Raw genomic sequence first — 19694 nt, 5'->3', positions numbered from 1 at the left:
CACGATATAATTACTTTTTAAAAACAAACACATGAGTCCAACACAAGTTTTTTCGATAGCAGGTATGATCACCATGCCTATGTGGATCTTAATGATTCTCTTACCCAAATGGAAGGTTACCAGATTCCTTATTGATTATAAAGTCATTCCTATTGCGCTCTCTATTATATACGCAGTGTATATCATTCTAGCTATTCAAATCGGGGGATGGATGGATTTTGGTAGTCTAGCCTCGGTAATGGCATTATTTACAGAAGAACATGCGGTACTCGCCGGATGGGTACATTATCTGGCATTTGATCTTGTTGTAGGGATGTGGATACTAGATCAAAATAAGAAAGTAGGAATTCATCAATTACTAATGGCTCCATGTCTTTTTGGAACATTTATGTTCGGTCCAATGGGTTTTCTACTATTTACAATTCTTAAATCATTAAAACAAAAACAGTCATGAAACATATCAAAAACATACTTAGATCCGTACAACAAGAAAGTCCAATATTGTACTGGGTAGTTATCATTCATTTTCTTTCGGCCATTGGGTGTGTATTAGGTCTCCTTATTGATGAGAGAACATTAATTGGAGTTAATGTTTGGATCAAACCCTTAAAATTTTCAATATCTGGTGGGATCTATATTTTAACCGTTGGGTATTTAATGACCATATATCCATATTCTAAAACAAAGAAAAAGATTATCAATAATATAGTTGCCTTAACACTTTTGGTAGAAATTGGAATCATTGTATATCAAGGAGCTAGAGGAGTGCAGTCTCATTATAATGTATCTACTCCTTTTGATGGGATTTTATTTGCACTAATGGGAATACTCATAGCGGTTAATGTATTGATTATGATATTATTTGTTATCGATACGGCAAGATTAAAATTTAGCATTCCTGTTTCGATTCAAGTTGCCATATTAATGGGGTGGTTGGTCGTTGTATTTGGTAGTTGGATAGGAGGGCAGATGATCAGTCAGATGTCTCATAATGTAGGAGTAGCAGATGGTGGTCCTGGATTACCGTTAGTAAACTGGAGTACAATTGCTGGAGATTTAAGGATAGCCCACTTTTTTGGATTGCATGGCATACAAATAATTCCGTTATTCGCATTATGGCTATCCAAAAAATGGAAAACCCAGAATAGAAATCAGATCATTACTGTGATCGTTTTTGGATTACTATACGCTACATGGATTGGATACACCTTCTATCAAGCAAAACAAGGTATGGCACTAATTAACCTATAATCACGCACTATAATGTTAATCAATAAAGAGAAACGCATACAATACTTAGGATTTAATGACTTTTGGTTTGTGGTTATTGGTATTTTGATTTTGAGTTTTATTACAGATTTTCTCTTTAACAATTCATTTGTGCATTTTCCTTTTAATATAGCGATAAGAAACTGGAGTGTATCCTTATTTTTTACCATATGTGATTGGTTTATCATACGAACAATAATTATTTTATTACGTAAGAAGTATTACAATTTTAAGGATGATACAAAACGAGTATTGTTGTTGCTTTTGGCCATCGTTACCACGGTAATATTGGTAGATATGTTAGGAAATCGATTATTATCTCTAGCTTTTGGTTCTAATTATAGACCTATTAGTTCTGCTATTGTACTTGTACCCATTATTATTATTAGTACCATGACTATGGCGATTTATGAAGCTATGTATTATTATGTAAGGCTTAAAACATCTATTAGAGAAGAGGAGCAGGCCAAACAAGTGATTGTGCAAGCACAATTGGATACCTTAAGAAACCAAGCACAACCTCATTTTTTATTCAATACACTTAATACCTTACGTGATATTATTGATCAAAACTCTAAAGAAGAGGCTAAAGAATTTGTGGATAAATTATCCGATGTGTATCGGTTTATATTAGAGTCGGGGAGTGTAAACCTAACTTCGCTACGTAAAGAAGTAAAGTTTTCTAAAGCCTATATTCATATTCAAACCGAGCGATTTGGAGATAACCTCAATGTAGATTGGAATATTTCTGAATCTGCCATGGAAGCCATGATCGTTCCTATGAGTTTACAGCTATTATTAGAAAATGCTATAAAACACAATATAATTTCTAAAGCAAAACCTTTACTTGTTACGATAGACATTATAGATCATCAGTTGGTCGTTGAAAACAAAATACAGCCCAAGTCTACTCAGTTACCTTCTACCAAAGTAGGGCTTAAAAATATCGAAAAGCGCTATGCTTTAATTTCGGGTAAAAGCATAACCATCAAAAATGACGGACTTACATTTGTGGTCTCTCTTCCTTTATTAACCATATCTGATCAAAAAAACTATGAACATACTGATCATTGAAGACGAACCTAGAGCTGCAAATCAGCTACAAAACATGCTCAAAACTTGTAATTTTGAATATGAATTACTAGATATTATCGATACGGTTGAAGATGCTATCATTTGGTTTCAAGAAAACACAGATCCAGAGCTCGTGTTTATGGATATACAATTGGCAGATGGCCTAAGTTTTGAAATATTTCAGACAATAGAGATCAGCGCACCTATTATTTTTACTACGGCTTTTGATCAATATGCAATACAAGCTTTTAAGGTAAATAGTATTGATTATCTGCTTAAACCTATACAGCAAGAGGACCTAACCGTTGCTCTAGATAAGTTTGCTAAATCAAATACACCGCCCCTGGTCGAATCGATAGTACTCAAACAATTATTAAGTAGCATGCAAGCAACACCAAAGCGAGCAGGGATACTAGTAAAAGAGGGGAGTGGGTTTGTGCAAATTAAAATCGATGAGCTTTTGTATGCTTATTCTCAAGAGAGTATCACTTTTGGGGTTACCGCACAGAAACGATACATTATTGATGAAACTATAGATCAATTGTTTAATTCGTTGGATCCTAATCAGTTTTACCGAATTAATAGAGGGCAAATTATCTCAAAAAGATCCATACATAAAATCGACGCTTATTTTAATCATAGAGTCAAACTTGTGATCACTAACCCAAGAGATCAAGAATTTATTGTAAGTAGACAAAAAACTAGTGATTTTAAAACATGGATGAATCAATAGTGCGTAGCGTTTAATATTATGTTACTTTGCTCTTATTTATGGATTCGTTTTGGTTGTATTTTTCTTTATGATCTATCATTATTTTTAGAATAAGTAGTACCTTTCTTCCACCGTAAAAAAACTATTGTGATCCATAAAATCAAATTTATCATCGCTGCTTTTTTCATTACAACACAAGTAATAGGACAAGACATTAACCCTGCAAAACAATTCTGGAATGCCTTACTATCTCATTGTGGCAATGCTTATGAAGGTACGCTGGCATTACCCAAAGAAAATAAGGACTTTGGGGGTAAAAAACTGATGATGCATGTACGTTCTTGTAATGATAGTATGATTAAAATCCCGTTTTTTGTAGGAGAGGATAAATCTCGTACGTGGATATTAACCTATAAAAATGATCGAATCTCATTGCAGCACGATCATAGACATAAGGATGGGAGTGAGGATAAAATTAATTTTTATGGCGGTACGACTACTAATGTAGGTAAGGCCGTTGTACAGTTTTTTCCTGCAGATGCCCACACACAAAGGATGATCCCTGCTGCGGCTACTAATGTGTGGTGGATTACCATTAATGATACCACATTTACCTATAACTTAAGGAGATTAGGTACAGATCGTGTATTTAAAGTAGTGATGGATCTACAAAAACCTATTGCTACTCCAGACGCTCCCTGGGGATGGAAAGAAGAAGTAAATACAGTACTTAAAAAATCAATGGATACCACCAATCGGCTTGTGAATCACCTGACCGCCGCTACGAGCAGTATAGAAGCCAGGAAAGATTATCAAAATATACAATTTAAGGATAGTACGGGCGAGACCACACTATCTGCACTAAATGTGGTGGCACAATTAAACGAGCTTAAACAAAAAGCATTACAATCACAGGCTAGTAAACTACCTGTGCCCAAAGCTAGTTTACAACAGGTTTTAGAGACCTTGACCATGGTGATACAAAGTAATACGACCATGAGTACATTGGGGCAATTAAATACCAATCGCACTATAGAACCCACTGTAGCATTAGCCCAAAATAAGGTTTTAAAAACCGTAAGGGATGATATTGTGGACTTATTACATACACAAAATAAAGAAAAAAACTAAAAGAGGATTAAACCTTTTTTAAAAAGCATAGTCTAACTCATAATAATCACTAACCCCGAGATATTTATGAGACTATTATGTGTATTTGCTATCCTAATCACTTTAACAAGTTGTTCTGGAGATGATACTCCTGTATCACAAGAAGAGAATTCTTTTGATTTTTCTAATATTTTGAATATCAATTTTGATGTATTACCAGAGTATTCTAATCAATATATCCCAATTTATATTACAAAAGACAATACCCAGGGCAATACGATAACCAATGAAGTAGCCACTTTGGGGCGTGTTTTGTTTTATGATAAAAATTTATCGGTAGATAATACCATCTCTTGTGCAAGTTGTCATAAACAAGAATTAGCCTTTGGAGATGATAATCAACAAAGTATTGGTTTTGATGGAGTTACAGGTCGTCACTCAATGCGATTGATTAACTCTAGATTTGCTGATGAAGCCCGGTTTTTTTGGGATAAAAGAGCCAATACATTAGAAGAACAAACCACAATGCCCATACAAGATCATATCGAAATGGGGTTTAGTGGTGAAAATGGAGATTTAAGTTTTGAGGACCTCATTAGTAAGTTAGAAAATACAACATATTATAGCGAGTTATTTAATTTTGCTTTTGGAAACACCGAGATTTCTGAAGCCAAAATACAACTGGCATTAGCGCAATTTGTGCGCAGTATACAGTCTTTTGATAGTAGATATGACGAAGGTAGAGAACAGGTAGCCAATGATGGCCAACCGTTCCCAAATTATACGACTGAAGAGAATAATGGTAAAAATTTGTTTTTACGACCTCCAGTTTTTGATAGTCAAGGTAGTAGAATAAATGGTGGTATTGGCTGTGCAGGTTGCCATAGAGCTCCCGAATTTGATATTGCCCCAAATTCTTTAAATAACGGTGTTATTGGTACCGCCAATGGTGTTGGTGTAGATTTTACCAATACCAGATCACCAAGTTTACGAGATGTGGTAAAAGCCGATGGTACGGCAAACGGACCATTTATGCATATTGGTGCTAGCGAAAATCTGGCTACGGTGTTAAATCACTATAATACGATAAACACTACGGGCAATCCCAATTTGGATCGAATATTAATGCCAAACGGTGTTGGGCAACAACTTAATATGACCCAGACTGAGATTGATGCTGTCATTGCTTTTATACGCACATTGGCCGGTACCGATGTATATACCAATGAAAAGTGGAGCGATCCATTTATTAATTAAATGTATACAGCAAAAAAAAAACAATCCTTTAAATTGAATATAATAGAAGGAGTTGTAAAATGTTCTATTTTACATAATATAAATTATAGTACAAATGTATATTGTTGCAAATTGGCGCATACGTAGTATTTTACATAATTGCAGATATAACAACACGCCAGTGTTTTATATCGATAGTAATTATGTAAAAGCCAATTTGCGAAACGTTAAGCTCATTCGTAGCTATAATGTAATACTATGTAAAATATCCCAGAAGCCTTCTTACTAAATCGAATATTCTGTACTATGTACAGAAATTTTCAAATATGCGATTCTTAGCGATTAAGACTTTGCCGTTATGTACGGAATTGTTTTGAAGATTGAGAATCTTCGAAATGATTAGCGAGATCAAAAAAAAGCAAAACTTTTAGGTGTATTATAAATCACGTATTTGAACATTCCTACGTGAAAAAAGTTTTTACGCGATTCTCGTGACGTTGCCGCATAAGCATAAAATTACTTTAACGAGATAATTTCTATGCACATGCTATATGCTGAACACAGATTAAACTTTCTAAGAGTTTGCATTATCTTTTTCCTTGATACGGCAAAGTATACTTTGAGCGAGACGATGCGGCTGGGAAACAAAAAATCAAGGCTGCACAAAACTATGGAAACAATGTACGGCGCAGTCGCTATATTTTAGAAAACATTGTAACTGATTAAGATTGCTTTGAACTAGCCTTAAACTTTGTAAATATTAAGAATATGTATTGCTAGACCTCTAAAATATAAACGCTTCTTTGCCTATTGTTTGAGCCAAAGTTTTCTGAGGCCGTTTTCGAGCTTTTAGGTTCTATTTTACATAATGTTATCAACTTAATACTAACGGATTTAAATTTTCTTCCCCAAACCAATTAGAAAGTGTTTCTAAAGAATTTCGAGATAGTTCTTGTGTAAAAAGAATTGCTAATCTCTTTTTGGGACGCGAACAACAAACGTAGAATAAATTTCTATTTCTTTCATAAGCATTCTCTCTTCCTGAAGGAATTGCTGTATTGTGCCATGTTAAAAACTGATCCCAATTATAGTGATTCCATCCTCTACCCGCTATTACAAGAACATTGTTGAATTCTTTTCCTTTAATTCCGTGTTTAGTAGAAAAAGGTGTATTGTTATTTATGTATTCAAATAAATTTATAACATCCTTATAGCTTATCTCCTTTAAATTTTCAATTTTAGAAATAAACGATTTCTCTTCTTCTGGAACTTCTTCTAGAAGCTTAATTCTATCGAATTTCAACTCTTTTTCTTCAACTTTTGGTGATAATCTTGGTCGTAATGTAGTTTTTAGTAGCGTAAGTACTTCTCCAATTGTTCCAGTCTTCCTAACCTCTATCAGTTGATTTAAGTTTGAATTCCAAATTGATTTATCATTTTGATTAGTCAATTTAGGTGTGTTAGAGTTTAATGCAGAAAACATTTCTCCATATTTCTTATTTTCAAAGGCTCTACAAACTGGCTCTAAAACATCTATAAAAAACTTAATGTAATGATCGTTCATTTTTAAATAATCATCCGAATCGCTGAAAACTGAAGCTAGATTTATATACCCTTGCTCTTCGGCTAAAACGTTATTCGTTAGCATTAATATTTTCGTGTTTTCAAAATCAAATTCCCAATCATTTTGGGTAAGTAATTGTTTTACCTGTTCAATACTTGTTTTTGATGCTTCAATAGGTAAATCACCATTCCAATGATTTTCAGTTCTCCTAGCACCTGCAAAATTATTAGTATGAAATACATTTATTTCTCCTTCCGAATTTGTGTCTTTCTCATTTTGAGGAAGATCTGGTCTCATTCTATTTAATGCGTGAACTATATTTTTTTCAGACCTAAAATTAGCATTTTTACCAATTTCACTAATGTTTTCATTTTCGATTAAACCGCAAGCATTAGAACCATATATCTTTTGCCAATGGTCTCCAAATAATCCGATCATAATGCTATATTCAGAATCAATTAATTGGCTTACAATGGTGTCTGCTAGTTCCGTGTTAGTATCCTGATATTCATCAATTAAGATTATAGGAAATCGGTCGATTAATAAACTTTTAAATTTTTCTTTTGATAAAAGATGAACCATAATTTTTATTACATCATCGTGATGTAATAAAATTTCACTGTTTGTAGCTTTGGGATAACCCAAATCATATTTGACAACTTGATTGTTTAATCCACCAGCTTCTTCAATTCGATTTTCCCATCTATCATTGATAGAAGGGATAAATTCTCTAATACTTTTTTGAAATCCACTTAAAAAGCTCCAACTAAATGCGTGTATCGTATCTGCATAGATAATAGGATTATTATCAACTCTATCTTCTATTTCTTCCTTTGCTGTGTTTGTATATGTTATGCAAGCTATCTTTTGATTCTTTCTAAGAAAAGTAGCTTCTTTTTTATCAATTAAGTATTGTAACGCTTTAATTAATGAGTAGGTTTTTCCTGCTCCTGCTCCTGCTTCTAACCTAAAAGATTGATTATCATCAATTGCTTTGTAGAGTTTGGCTAATGCTTCTTCCGATGCTATTTCAGCGGGACTTTTACTATTAGTTGTCATTTTCTTCAGTTGTTTGATTAGTAAGAACATTTTCTGACAACCAAGTGAGACCTTCTTTTATATATAAAGGGATATTCCATTCCGTTTTTTCTAAAGCATATTCCAAAGCAAAATTTGCCTTTTTATTTTTCAATTTTTCTGCTTGCTCGTAAGCTTCGTTTTCAATAGCATTTCTATCATTTTGAGTAATTCCAAAAAGTGTTTTATTTGCAATCATAAATGCATCTTCAAAACTTCTTCCACAAGGATTATGCTCCCCCTCGGGTATTTGATAGGAAATTCTCCTAGATCCTAATTCTTTTTCTGCAAAAGTTTTTTGTTGAATTTGATTCAAAATTGATGGCTCAGTATCTGAAGTTGGTTCTGATAAATTATCAAACCATTTCTTTAATCCTGTGTTACTTGTGCCTTTACCAATAGAAGTTATACAAGCTTTATGTCGTATTCCATTATCTGTATTCACGGGTTCTGTTGCATCTAAGTCAGTAATAATTAATGTTTTTAAATTCAAAAAATCTAAAAACTTATAAAAATGGTGTGCATAAGCACCTCCAACTTCTAAAACAGTCAAATACTGACTACTTAGTTTATTTTCTAATTCATTATCTATTTTTTTTATAAAGCTTGGCATTAAAATTCTTTCTGTTGCTCCTTCAATCAAAACTGCTTTATCCGAGAAAAATAGATCAGATTTTGTAAGTGTTAAATACTTATAAATAAAATCTTTGTCCTCGTTATCTTCTTCTGTCTTAAAAGCTTCTTTTAAATCTTTGACTTCAGTTTCCGTTAAATTGCCATCATTTTTTGTCAAGAAGTAACGAATAGTATCAAAATCAGCTTCGTTAGCAATATGAGTAGAATGAGTACTAACAACAAACTGTACGGGCCATTTGACGCCATTGTTCAAATCGTTAGAAAATGTGTCTGCAATACTATAAAGTTTAGAAATAAAAACCTCTTGCATTTGAGGGTGCAAATGAGCTTCAGGTTCTTCAATAAAAACAAGATGAGTCTTTATTAATATTGGATTGGATTGGTATTTTCTGAAGTATTCAAATAATTTAAAAAGAATGAATATCAAATTTCTTGAGCCAAGACCGTTATAGGTTTCAGGCAAAGTTATACCATCTGCCTTATCATACAAGATTTTAGTGTTACTCTCTACTATTGTTTCAGCATTGAATGTTGTATTAGTTGTTAGATTTGGATCTGATAAACCTGGATATCCAAATATTTCTAAAGTAGGCAAGAGTGCATCAATTTTTTCTTTTAAATCTTTATTAACTACATCTTGGATTTTATCAACTTCGTCTTTCAGTGCTTTGGATTTTTCCTTCATATCTTCTGAAGCATTTTCTAGCGAAGCACTTTTAAAAATACTACTCAAGATTTTTCCAAGCACATCCTTTTCACTTTGAGTAATATCATCTAGTCCTCTTTGGGCGTTAATGAAGTCTACTCCAATAAGTTCTAACAATTTACTTTGGTCAACTTTGGTAATATTAGTATTATCGATTGGATCAATAGTAGTGATTTCTGTTGTAAAAAACTTTAAGATTCTTTCCCTAATAGCACTCAAAAAATCTACATGATTTGGATCATCTAATTCATGAAAAAACGCTTTAATTTTACCCTCTTTTAGTTGGTAACTAATATTAATAATAGCTTCTGTATTACTTTCTTCAAGATCAATAATAAATTCACTCAACACTCCATAATCAGATTTATTATCATCATAATCAATAACTAATTCTAATTCAATTTTAGGAAATAAATCTCTAATAGTATTATCTTCTTCACCAGCTAATTTACTTGAAAGTGCTTGACGAAATTCACTAATAGCCGAAATACTAAAATCCTCTAATTTGAATTTTTGAGAATTTGATTCTGAAAAAAACCGTCTAAATATTTCTGTAAGCGAAGTTTTACCTGAGTTATTTCGTCCAACTATTACTGTTGATTTGTTGTTAAATGATAACTCTATATTTTTTAGTAATCTAAAGTTATTTATTCTCGCATTTTTTATTTTCATACATATGAAATTGTGTCTTATACAGGTTTCTATAAGATTTTTGTTTTTTTATATAATGTACGGGGTAATTTTTAACTCAAAAAATGAAGTCTCTCAAATATAGAAATTAAATTCCGTAACCGATTACGGGAAACCCTTACTTCTACATAAAAGTTAAGGGAAATATTCCCATTCCATTCACACATTCCCCTACTCTCATATCGTTGTCGTGATTTTCATTGGAAATGAAAAAAATCCCAATTCAAAAAAGGCTCATTACTATCTTCTATATTTTTAATCTTATCTATTAATCGATATCTGTGTCCAGCGCCAACAAAAAACACTGCCTTTTTAGGTTTATTTATTTTAAAGTAGTTATGAATAAGATTAATCCATTGATTTTCTCGTAGGTCATTCCATTTCAACCATTCCGAATAGAATTCTGATAACTCTTGATTGTTCACCTTATCTATGAAGTATCTTTCCATAGAATTTTTATCTCTAAATATTTTGTCGCTCTCAGTACTGTTTAAAAAAAAGAATCCATTAGAAAACGTTTCATTTAATATCATATTAGATGCATTTGAATATACCTTCATTTTTCTTTTAATCAATTCAAACATACTTTCAAGGCGACCGTCAAAAGGATCATTATTCACATCAATAGGAACTATTTCAATAGATTTTTCCCTAATTATTTTTTTAATAACCTCCATTTCTGGAGTAATAACATCAGTTCTCTTTATATATAGAGGTAATTTTTCAGCTGAAAACTCACAAAAAATCACCTCGGGATTGATTTCCTGAATAATTTTATATAATTCTTCAGATGTACAAGCTCCACCTTCTGAATGAGCAGTTCCTAAAACAATTACACTAGACATATGGCTATTTATTTGGTTTCTTGACCTCAAAGGTTAGACCAATCGATGATTCATTTAACTTTTAGCAAAATCAATGACAGAAATTCAAATAATACAGGTAAAGGATGTCGATATGTCATTAAAGCGTCTATTTCTTTTCCATTCCACACACATTACACTCCCCTCCTCTCGTCGGCTCGCATAATAAGTGTTCCATTACCTTTTTTAAAGGAACATTTCGTTAGAAAACTTTTAAAGGAAATGGGTACAAGAAAACTTTGCTTTTGACCAAAGCAAAGTGACATAACGCAAGTACATTATAGTACAAATATCATATTTGGATTATATCTAGTTGTTATGCCATTTGATAGCTATAATGTTATATTATGTAAAATATCCTACAGTGATTCTATTTCATAGTGATCTTAGTTACTTGGGTCATTGCTATACCGAAAAAGTGTTAAGGAATATTTTTTCGAGTTTAATATCAAAATTGTTTTGTAAACTTTTCAGGACATTGGATTTCAGGATTTTCGACTTTTTAAAGTGTTCTTTATAAAACTTAGTTTGATATTCACTTATCCAATATGGGTCAAACTCTTTTTTGTAATTATAATTGTCTATATCGAAAAGCCAGCGGTAATAAGAGTTGGTTTTTTTAAATTTAGAAAAGCGAGGTTCTTGCAGATTAATATCGCATTTAAAACACATATTAGCTAAACTGTCCAATTTAGCATAACGGTTATATTTTGGAGGTTCATTAAATATATCCCTATTAACCGACTTTTCTTCTGAAATATTAATAGTCCCAAGGAACTTATTCAAATTATCATTATAGTTAATTTCAATAATATTGTATATAACTAACAAATAGTATAAATTATAATCAAACTGTTTATCTAATTCGTTTAAATACAGATTAGAGATATGTTCTTGTTGTGATTCATTTAACAAATCGTACAGGTATAGTACATTGTCATCATAATTTGAGAATTTTCTACTATCTAATTTTCCTTTAACAAATGGCAAAATTATATTTCGAAATTGATTTTCTGTAAAATTCAATTTTCTTTCGGTTTCTCTTAATTGATGGCTTAAATCTTCAAAGTATTCAACTAGATAAAAATTCTCTTTTTTATATGCAAAAAGTATCAATTGCTTTAAAACCGTAGAATCTATCAGTTTATGTTTTCTAATGAAAAATTGGTAAACATACTTATTGGTTAAATTCGCATGCCCGCTTTTAAAATAATTTAAGCAATTTTCAATATGTTTAATTGTTTTCTTGGCAAGTTGATTGGTTTTGTTCTTATCAAAATCAAGGATACCAAGCAAAAGAATCATATTATTAAAATACCTTGATGATTGATTCCAAAATTTATCTCTAGCTTCTGCACAAACATTATTTAAAGCATTTTTAAATTGTAAAAAATCATTGCCAAGAAAATTATTGAACAAAGTAACAAAATCATCTCCTTCATTTGAAGTTGCTGTGTATTCTAGTTTATAGAGATAAAAGCGTTTAATATATTTTTCTATCTCGACAGTTTGAGCATAAAGTATTATATGATTTAACAAATAATCATCTATTCTAACTACTCTGTCTTGGCCATTACGTATTGAGTAAGACGCAAACACACTCTCAATTAAATCATGTATTACATTTTCGTAATCTGAATAAACATCAAAAATAACATAGTTTTTGTTTAAGAAAGCATGAAGGGTAGCATATTCATAGAGAATATTCCAGTCAAAGTTTGAAGAACTTCGACCTCCCCTTAAATAACTAAAATATTTTTCTACTATTTTCTCTTTGCGCTGCCTTATTGCATTTTGAGCATTCAAGAAAAAAGCATTGTTTAATAACAGTTTTTTAATTGGTTCGTTAACTTTACGTACCTTAATTTCCTCAATGTTATGATCTTTTAGACTGGAAACAATGTGCTTCTTATTATCTAAATCCCAAAATCTGAAATCGATTAGTCTCCCTAGATGATAGAGGTTATGATTGCAAATCAAAAATGATATTTCTTTATTTTCCTTTTCGGCAATGTCCTTAGCTTTTAAGAAGTAATCTTTGGACACCAATAAATCTCCTATTTTGTAGTAAAAATATCCAAGTTCAAGATTCGCTTCAAGATTTGTCTCTTCAATTTTTGACAGTGAACCATAAACTTCTGCAAACTTAAATCTCTCAAAAATATCTAACTTTTTGTTTTTTTCGTTTTTATTCAAAACTCTTATTGTCTTGAATGTGTCAGCAGTATTCCCTTGTACATTAAAAATGTGATTTTGAGTTAATGTTTTAACAATGAAGTTTGCTTTTTTAAATGAATTGTCTGTATCAAAATTATTAACTAGTGTATCATCTTCAATTTTAAATGATTTGAACAATCTAACAAGTTCTTCATTCACTATATGTAAGGTGAAATCTTGTCTATAAAAGGAATCTCTTTTTTCATTTTTAAAAGGGTACTCACCAATAAACATATTCGATGGTAAAACATTTATATCATCAAATTTTTGACTTAGGTAGTCATATGTTTGATTTAAAATTGGTTTACTGCGGTCAACATTAATTGAGCAAACAACACTTATTTCATCACTGCTCTTGTAATAATTCTTATTTAGCTTCTTGAAATAAGAAAAGTATTTTTTGAATAAAGATTCACTCAAATTTTCAGTTAACCTATCCCAACTCCAATATTCTACACAAATAGCTTTTTCTTTAGATAATTCATTACATTTATCTATCAGATGGGTGTCATTTCTCCAAGTTGTGGCAAAAACAAACTTGTTAAGAGAGTGTGCTTTTTTCTTTTTATATTCTAAGAATTTATTTAAATCAGAAATTAAACCGCTTTCTAGCTCTTGTCTTATCTTATTATCAAGCCTAGCTATATTCTTTGCTTTGCATTGTATTACAATCTCCTTTTCAAATGAAATTATATCTATTCCATTTTGATTTTGTCCGGAAGTACCATATAATTGAAATGAATTAGTATTATGTAACTCATTGAAAAAATCGCATACAAATTGCTCAAACAATTTGTCATTTGTTAATGGCAATATATTATAATTACTAATTATCATAATGGAGATGCATTACTTTGTTCAGTTCATAAAAATCATAAACCTTTGTTGTGTCCATTTTGTAAAAATGCATTTATTAATTGTAAAAACATAAAAGTATTATTTATGAATAAATTGTACTATAAATCTTAAGCACATTTTGTAATATTGATTATAGAAAACAATAATGTAATGTGACAATTTTACATAATATGATCACCTGAATAAAATAAATGAGAAAAAATTAATTTAACATTATGAGCTATTCACAAACTTTTTTTAGCAAAGACCTATATGATTTAGAATATGATGATATAGTCCAGTTTTTTAATGAAGAAAAAGAAGAAACTTTAAGTTTAGAGTTTAAATCATATCCATCTCAAGGAAATCATTCCGACAAAGAAAATGCAGTATTTAAAGCCATTTGCGGTTTATTAAATTCTGAAGGTGGGATTGTTATTTGGGGAGCTCCAGTTGAAACTAGAGATGTTCAAGGTAATACATCAGCGGCAGGAGTTTTAACTCCTTTTGATACACCTTTAGATAGAGACAGATTAGTTAACAAAATATCAAGTCTTATTATACCATTAGCTACTGGAATTAGAGTCCAGAAATTAGATGCCCCAAGTGGATATTCTATATTTATAATAGAAATTGAAAAAAGTAACCAAAAACCACATCAATTTAAAAATAACTACCATATTAGATTAGATGGTCAAACTAAGATAGCACCACATTATTTAATAGAGGCTATGATGAAGAGTATTAACTTTCCATTAATAAGGGGGCACATAAGGTTAAAGCAAATAGAAACAGATGGACATAATTACATCCTTTACTTACGTAAATTGATTTACAACTCATCTAAGTATATTAATGATTTAAATTTAACTTATACAATAATCGCTGGACCTGGAGTTATCATTATTAATGATGGAAGATACAATGGCTTTTATGATAATTCAGAAGAAATAATAAGTCATGGTCGACCAATATCTGGAGATTTTAGATTAGTAGTTCCTTCAAGGTTATTGACTCAAAATAACAACGAAGTCATGGTAACATTGAACTTTGTCGGCGAAAAATCACCTTCAAGAATGTCTATTTATAAATATTCTATTTCTAGCCCATCGTTAGGAGATGTCGCAGATGAAAACATCTACATTCTAGAAAAAAGAGAGAATGAATTATCTACTGATGCAAATAATGCTTCTGATGATGACAAAATAAATTCAATTCTAGATTCATAAATAGTCTTTAAATCCCACTCCATACACATTCCCGCTTCACTCCTGCCGTCGGCTCGCATAAAAAGTGTTCCATTACCTTTTAAAAAAAACTTTTCGTTAGAAAACTTTTAAAGAAAATGTAGAGATAGGAAACTTTGCTTTTGCAAAAGCAAAGTTACATAACGCAAGTACATTATAGTACAAATGTATATATTGAAGCAAAACGTCGAATACCACGTATTTGATATAATATCAGATATAAGTACGCGCCAGCGTATTATATCGACAGATATTATGTCAAAGCCGTTTTACGCACGCCAGTTTATTATTAGTAGCTATAATGTAATACTATGTAAAATATCCCAGAAGCCTTCTTACTAAATCGAATATTCTATACTATATGGTACAGAAATTTTCAAATACCCGATTCTTAGCGATTAAGAATCTTCGAAATGATTAGCGAGATCAAAAAAAGCATAACTTCTAGGTGCATTATAAATCGCGTAATAGCATTTTACTTTTTGATCTTATCCAAAAAAACAACAACTCTTTCTTTATAACTTGCTCCTATAGGGATTTCTACTGAATCCAGTTCAATATCATTAATTGTAAATGCTGAAATTTTACTTGTATTAATAATATACGAACGATGGACTCTTAAAAAGTTTTCATCGACTAACTCCTCTTCTATTTTCCCTATTTTATACTTAGAAATAATTTGCTTTTCATTAGTTGTATGAATTGTAATATAATCTTTTAAACTCTCAATATATAAGATTTTATCAGTCTTAATTTTATGATACTTATTCCCAGATTTTATAAGTATATAATTATCCTGTACAATTTCCTTTTCATTAATAATGTTACTATTTCTCTCTCTTAAAAATCTGTCTATTGATTTAAAAAAACGTTCAAATGTAATTGGTTTTAACAAATAATCAACTGCTTCTAAATCATAACTTTCAATAGCATAATCTCTATATGCAGTTGTAAAAATTGTTTTAGGTGGTTTTTTTATTGTTTTTAAAAAATCAATTCCAGTAATATTAGGCATTTTTATATCTAAAAACATTAAATCTATTTCTTGAGCACTTAATATTTCAAATGCTTTTAAAGCATTATTACAGGTGGCTACAACCTCTAAAGAATCAATTTTTGAAATATGGCTTTTTATCAATTTAATAGCCAATGGCTCATCATCTACCAATAAACATTTCACTTTCATAAGACTATTTTTGGTTAATTTTTAAAGTTACAGCAAACATATTTTCTGAATTATGTATGGTTAAACTATAATTGTTTTCATAAACTAAATCTAATTGCTTTCTAATGTTTGTTAGTCCTATATTTTCTTTTCTGATAGAAATATAATCTTTTGAAACTGTATTTGAAATTATGAATATAAAATCTCCTTTTTTATTAAAAACCTCTATATCTATTTTTGGTGAGCCACTATCTTCTCCAGCACCATGTTTAAAAGCATTTTCTACTAATGACAATAAAATTAATGGTGGTATTTTAGTGTCTCTTTCCATATTACTTATAAAGGAAACTTGTAATCTTTCATCATAGCGTAACTTTTCTAATTCAATATAGTTTTTCAATAATTCTATTTCACTTGAAAGGGACACAAACTTTTCATTACAACGATATAGCACATGATCCAAAATTTCAGATAATTTTCCTATTGATACAGGTGTTTTAGGTGAATTCTCTAAAGAAAGTGTATAAATATTATTTAATGTATTAAACAAAAAGTGAGGATTTAATTGCGTTTTTAAAATTTTTAATTCTGCTTCAATCTTTTCCTTATTTAATTGTAAACTTTTATTTAGTGTTCTATCATAATCTAAAAAAAACTTGATAAAAAGAAATACAAAAGAAACTGAAAATAAGGATGGAATATACCGTTGTATAAGATATTTCCATTCGGTGATAATCTCAAATAAAGATTCTTGATCTGGTGCTTGACTATTTGGTAAAGTTTCAATTACATAAATAACTAAAATTCTTGCTAAAATGCTTAGGATGTATGTTCCTATTATCAGAAAAATAAAAGCATAACCATATTTTTTTCTCAAAAAAAAATTAGGAATTACTAAGTATGCCAAATAGTATGAAAAAATAACCTGAGGAATTAATATACATAGATTAGAAATAACCCATTCATAGAAAGGAAAGTCTTCTTCAATTAAATAACTTGGTAAGCGTATCAATACTATAACTAACCAAAACAAAACATGCAATAGTCCTTTTTTATGTTTTAAGTATTCTGATGACGATTTTATAAAATTCATGATTTCAAATATGAGTACAAAAAAATTATATAAAAGTGATAGTCGTTAAAATCAACAAAAATACATACGTATACATAGATTTAAATGACGAATAATTAAAACATCAATAAACACACTATTTAACATCAAATTTAGGGTATTTATCTTCTTGCTAAAAATAATTTTAGATTAGTTCACATGTTTGCATATGAAGAATATTAAAATAATAAAAATGAAAAATAGATTCCTTTATATTACAAGTATTATGTTATCTATTATTGGTTTTACCAGTTGTGCACAAAAAACGATTTATGATCTTGCAGTACAAGATGTAATCGTTTTTGAAAGTCAAAATAAAACTGTTTTAAAGAACAAAACCATCCTAATTAAAAGCGACTCTATTGTAGCAATTGTTAGTGCAGATGAAAAAATATCAGCAAAAAAAATAATTAATGGAAAAGGAAGATTAGTAACTTCTGGATTTGTTGATACGCATATTCATTTTAGACAAATGCTAGATCTAGCCAATAGGAACGCACCAAAAAAATTGGACCAAACTTATCGGAAAAAATTAACAAAAAAATTCTTAGAATTTGGTACCACTACAGTTTTGGATATGGGACAATACGAATCATGGATGCCAACAACTCTCAATTGGCAAAAAAATCCAACTCCAGATTATCCCAATTATTATATTACTGGTGGAGCAATGATATCTAAAGAAAAAAAGAATCCTGCTCCTCATCATACTATAGTAAATAATCCAAAAAAGAAAATACAGAAATACGATAGTTTAGGTGCGGAATATATAAAATTATATTCTCACCTTAATATGAAAGATATGAAGGCGTTAGTAGCTGAAGCATCAAAAAAGGATATTAAAGTATTTGCACATACAGATCGTAATAAAGTTACTATACAAGAAGCAATGCAAGTAGGTGTTCGAAATTTTGAACACTTTTTTACGGTAATACCTAGCGTATTAAACTTAAAAACACAAGGGAAGTTTATAGAAAAAAGGTTTAAACTAAAAAAATACGATCACATTGATGATTTCGCAGCTTCAATGACATTCTTTTTTGCTTACATCAAGGAAAACCCTAAATTAGAAAAAAAGTTATTGTTACTTTTTGATGAAATGGCGAAGAACAAAGCTACTATAAGCACAACTATACACGTTTTGGCAGCAGCAGCAGAGAAAACATCTTTCTTTTCTTCTTTCAATCACTTTCCTATAAGAAACAAGCCCTATTATCCAGATTATACAGAAATGCATAAAGAGGAATTAAAAAATGCATTTGATATTATGATGCAATATTTAAAAATTGCGCATGATAAAGGCGTATCAATAAGAATTGGAACGGATAATCGAGAAGCAGGAAAATCAATGGCATCAGAGCTTATATTACTTAAAGAAGCGGGTTTTTTGACAAAAGACATTCTTCAAATTGCAACTTGGAATGGTGCAAGAGCTATGGGAATAGAACATAAAATTGGTTCAGTAAAAATTGGAATGAAAGCTGATTTAATCATTTTTGATAAATCTCCATTGGATGATTTTGAAAATTTACTATCTAAAAAAACAATTATAAAAGGAGGTGAAAAATATATTCCAGAAACGAATCAAGTAATAGCTACTTTGGAAATACTCAACAATAAGGATTCAAATAGTGTGCTTGAATATATTGATGAAAATGTAAAGAAATTTGAAGCTTATGAATTATTAGAAATAGGATATCATTTGTTTCATATTGGCGAAATTGAAACGGGAAAAACCGTGTTAAAACAAGTTCAGATAGTCAATTCTAACTTTAAAAAGATATATTATGAAGATGCTATTAAAAGAATTGCCTATGAATTAGCCAGAAAAGGTATGATTGAAAAATCTATCAAGGTTTTTGAATTAAATACAGAGAAATTTCCAAACTCATCAGAAGCTTTTGAAAATTTAGCACGTATATATGAGTTAACTAAAGAAAAGGAATTGGCCATTAAAAATTGCAAAAAGTCTCTTGAGTTAAACCCTAAAAATAATAGTGCTCAAGAAATGCTATTAAGATTGGAATTGAACAATAATAATTGATTTACCTCCATAATTCCATACACATTCCCCTACTCTCTTACCATCGTTTCGGGTAATATATCGTTAGATATTATAACATTATAATTAATATATTTTCAATTATCCAATTGTGAGCATTAACCATGTCCATCATAAG

Annotated in this window: 14 protein-coding genes; 8 read left to right on the top strand and 6 right to left on the bottom strand. The window is 30.4% G+C overall.

Translation table 11 applies throughout. The annotated features are described in order from the left end of the window. The first annotated feature begins 31 nt into the window (after nucleotides 1-31). The 6 genes from DK508_RS12265 to DK508_RS12240 all read left to right on the top strand — a co-directional run bounded on the left by DK508_RS12265 (nucleotide 32) and on the right by DK508_RS12240 (nucleotide 5422). The gene (locus tag DK508_RS12265; protein ID WP_109301046.1) at nucleotides 32-454 is read left to right on the top strand and encodes an ABA4-like family protein; all 423 of its coding nucleotides are present in this window, start codon (nucleotides 32-34) and stop codon (nucleotides 452-454) included. Beyond that, nucleotides 451-1251: a hypothetical protein gene (locus DK508_RS12260; protein WP_109301045.1), complete on the top strand. Its 801-nt coding sequence runs from the start codon at nucleotides 451-453 to the stop codon at nucleotides 1249-1251. The genes DK508_RS12265 and DK508_RS12260 overlap by 4 nt, the downstream gene beginning before the upstream one ends. Before the next feature lie 12 nt (nucleotides 1252-1263). Next, entirely contained in the window at nucleotides 1264-2343 is a 1080-nt protein-coding gene (locus DK508_RS12255; protein WP_235016397.1) for a sensor histidine kinase, read from the top strand. After that, entirely contained in the window at nucleotides 2324-3076 is a 753-nt protein-coding gene (locus DK508_RS12250; RefSeq protein WP_109301043.1) for a LytTR family DNA-binding domain-containing protein, read from the top strand. The genes DK508_RS12255 and DK508_RS12250 overlap by 20 nt, the downstream gene beginning before the upstream one ends. Nucleotides 3077-3202: 126 nt before the next feature. Further along, nucleotides 3203-4186, top strand: a complete 984-nt coding sequence (locus DK508_RS21580; protein WP_200831870.1) for a hypothetical protein — start codon at nucleotides 3203-3205, stop codon at nucleotides 4184-4186. A 66-nt stretch (nucleotides 4187-4252) separates the two neighbouring features. Then, nucleotides 4253-5422, top strand: a complete 1170-nt coding sequence (locus tag DK508_RS12240; RefSeq protein ID WP_109301042.1) for a cytochrome-c peroxidase — start codon at nucleotides 4253-4255, stop codon at nucleotides 5420-5422. Nucleotides 5423-6275: 853 nt separating this feature from the next. On the opposite strand, the gene DK508_RS12235 is transcribed toward DK508_RS12240, so the two are convergent. The 4 genes from DK508_RS12235 to DK508_RS12220 all read right to left on the bottom strand — a co-directional run bounded on the left by DK508_RS12235 (nucleotide 6276) and on the right by DK508_RS12220 (nucleotide 13991). Continuing rightward, nucleotides 6276-8024: a UvrD-helicase domain-containing protein gene (locus tag DK508_RS12235; RefSeq protein WP_109301335.1), complete on the bottom strand. Its 1749-nt coding sequence runs from the start codon at nucleotides 8022-8024 to the stop codon at nucleotides 6276-6278. Beyond that, nucleotides 8014-10056, bottom strand: coding sequence for an ATP-dependent endonuclease (locus tag DK508_RS12230; RefSeq protein ID WP_109301041.1), 2043 nt, complete (start codon nucleotides 10054-10056; stop codon nucleotides 8014-8016). The genes DK508_RS12235 and DK508_RS12230 overlap by 11 nt, the downstream gene beginning before the upstream one ends. Before the next feature lie 215 nt (nucleotides 10057-10271). Further along, complete coding sequence (locus DK508_RS12225) at nucleotides 10272-10919, bottom strand: hypothetical protein (protein ID WP_109301040.1); 648 nt, start codon at nucleotides 10917-10919, stop codon at nucleotides 10272-10274. Between the two features lie 423 nt (nucleotides 10920-11342). Further along, complete coding sequence (locus DK508_RS12220; RefSeq protein WP_109301039.1) at nucleotides 11343-13991, bottom strand: hypothetical protein; 2649 nt, start codon at nucleotides 13989-13991, stop codon at nucleotides 11343-11345. 236 nt (nucleotides 13992-14227) lie between these two features. Here DK508_RS12220 and DK508_RS12215 point away from each other — a divergent pair, with 236 nt between their 5' ends. Beyond that, nucleotides 14228-15220 carry a helix-turn-helix domain-containing protein gene (locus DK508_RS12215; protein ID WP_109301038.1) on the top strand — a complete coding sequence of 331 codons (993 nt, stop codon included), beginning with the start codon at nucleotides 14228-14230 and terminating at the stop codon, nucleotides 15218-15220. A 493-nt stretch (nucleotides 15221-15713) separates the two neighbouring features. Here the strand turns inward: DK508_RS12215 and DK508_RS12210 are convergent, their stop codons facing one another. After that, nucleotides 15714-16424, bottom strand: coding sequence for a LytTR family DNA-binding domain-containing protein (locus tag DK508_RS12210; RefSeq protein WP_109301037.1), 711 nt, complete (start codon nucleotides 16422-16424; stop codon nucleotides 15714-15716). A gap of 4 nt (nucleotides 16425-16428) precedes the next feature. Then, nucleotides 16429-17280, bottom strand: a complete 852-nt coding sequence (locus DK508_RS12205) for a sensor histidine kinase (RefSeq protein ID WP_235016395.1) — start codon at nucleotides 17278-17280, stop codon at nucleotides 16429-16431. Nucleotides 17281-17707: 427 nt separating this feature from the next. Between DK508_RS12205 and DK508_RS12200 the strand changes: the two genes are divergently transcribed. Beyond that, nucleotides 17708-19558 (top strand): amidohydrolase family protein, encoded by a 1851-nt coding sequence (locus tag DK508_RS12200; RefSeq protein ID WP_160114682.1) that lies wholly within the window; start codon nucleotides 17708-17710, stop codon nucleotides 19556-19558. Nucleotides 19559-19694 lie beyond the last annotated feature (136 nt).

It is taken from the genome of Aquimarina sp. AU474, assembly GCF_900312815.1.
Classification (GTDB): domain Bacteria; phylum Bacteroidota; class Bacteroidia; order Flavobacteriales; family Flavobacteriaceae; genus Aquimarina.
The sequence above is the reverse complement of the archived record's forward strand: the minus strand, read 5'-3'. Positions and strand labels throughout refer to the sequence as shown.

Coding starts and splice junctions, on each gene's coding strand:
- DK508_RS12265 (WP_109301046.1), top strand. CDS start 32: ATGAGTCCAACACAAGTTTTTTCGATAGCAGGTATGATCACCATGCCT.
- DK508_RS12260 (WP_109301045.1), top strand. CDS start 451: ATGAAACATATCAAAAACATACTTAGATCCGTACAACAAGAAAGTCCA.
- DK508_RS12255 (WP_235016397.1), top strand. CDS start 1,264: ATGTTAATCAATAAAGAGAAACGCATACAATACTTAGGATTTAATGAC.
- DK508_RS12250 (WP_109301043.1), top strand. CDS start 2,324: ATGAACATACTGATCATTGAAGACGAACCTAGAGCTGCAAATCAGCTA.
- DK508_RS12240 (WP_109301042.1), top strand. CDS start 4,253: ATGAGACTATTATGTGTATTTGCTATCCTAATCACTTTAACAAGTTGT.
- DK508_RS12235 (WP_109301335.1), bottom strand. CDS start 8,024: ATGACAACTAATAGTAAAAGTCCCGCTGAAATAGCATCGGAAGAAGCA.
- DK508_RS12230 (WP_109301041.1), bottom strand. CDS start 10,056: ATGAAAATAAAAAATGCGAGAATAAATAACTTTAGATTACTAAAAAAT.
- DK508_RS12225 (WP_109301040.1), bottom strand. CDS start 10,919: ATGTCTAGTGTAATTGTTTTAGGAACTGCTCATTCAGAAGGTGGAGCT.
- DK508_RS12220 (WP_109301039.1), bottom strand. CDS start 13,991: ATGATAATTAGTAATTATAATATATTGCCATTAACAAATGACAAATTG.
- DK508_RS12215 (WP_109301038.1), top strand. CDS start 14,228: ATGAGCTATTCACAAACTTTTTTTAGCAAAGACCTATATGATTTAGAA.
- DK508_RS12210 (WP_109301037.1), bottom strand. CDS start 16,424: ATGAAAGTGAAATGTTTATTGGTAGATGATGAGCCATTGGCTATTAAA.
- DK508_RS12200 (WP_160114682.1), top strand. CDS start 17,708: ATGAAAAATAGATTCCTTTATATTACAAGTATTATGTTATCTATTATT.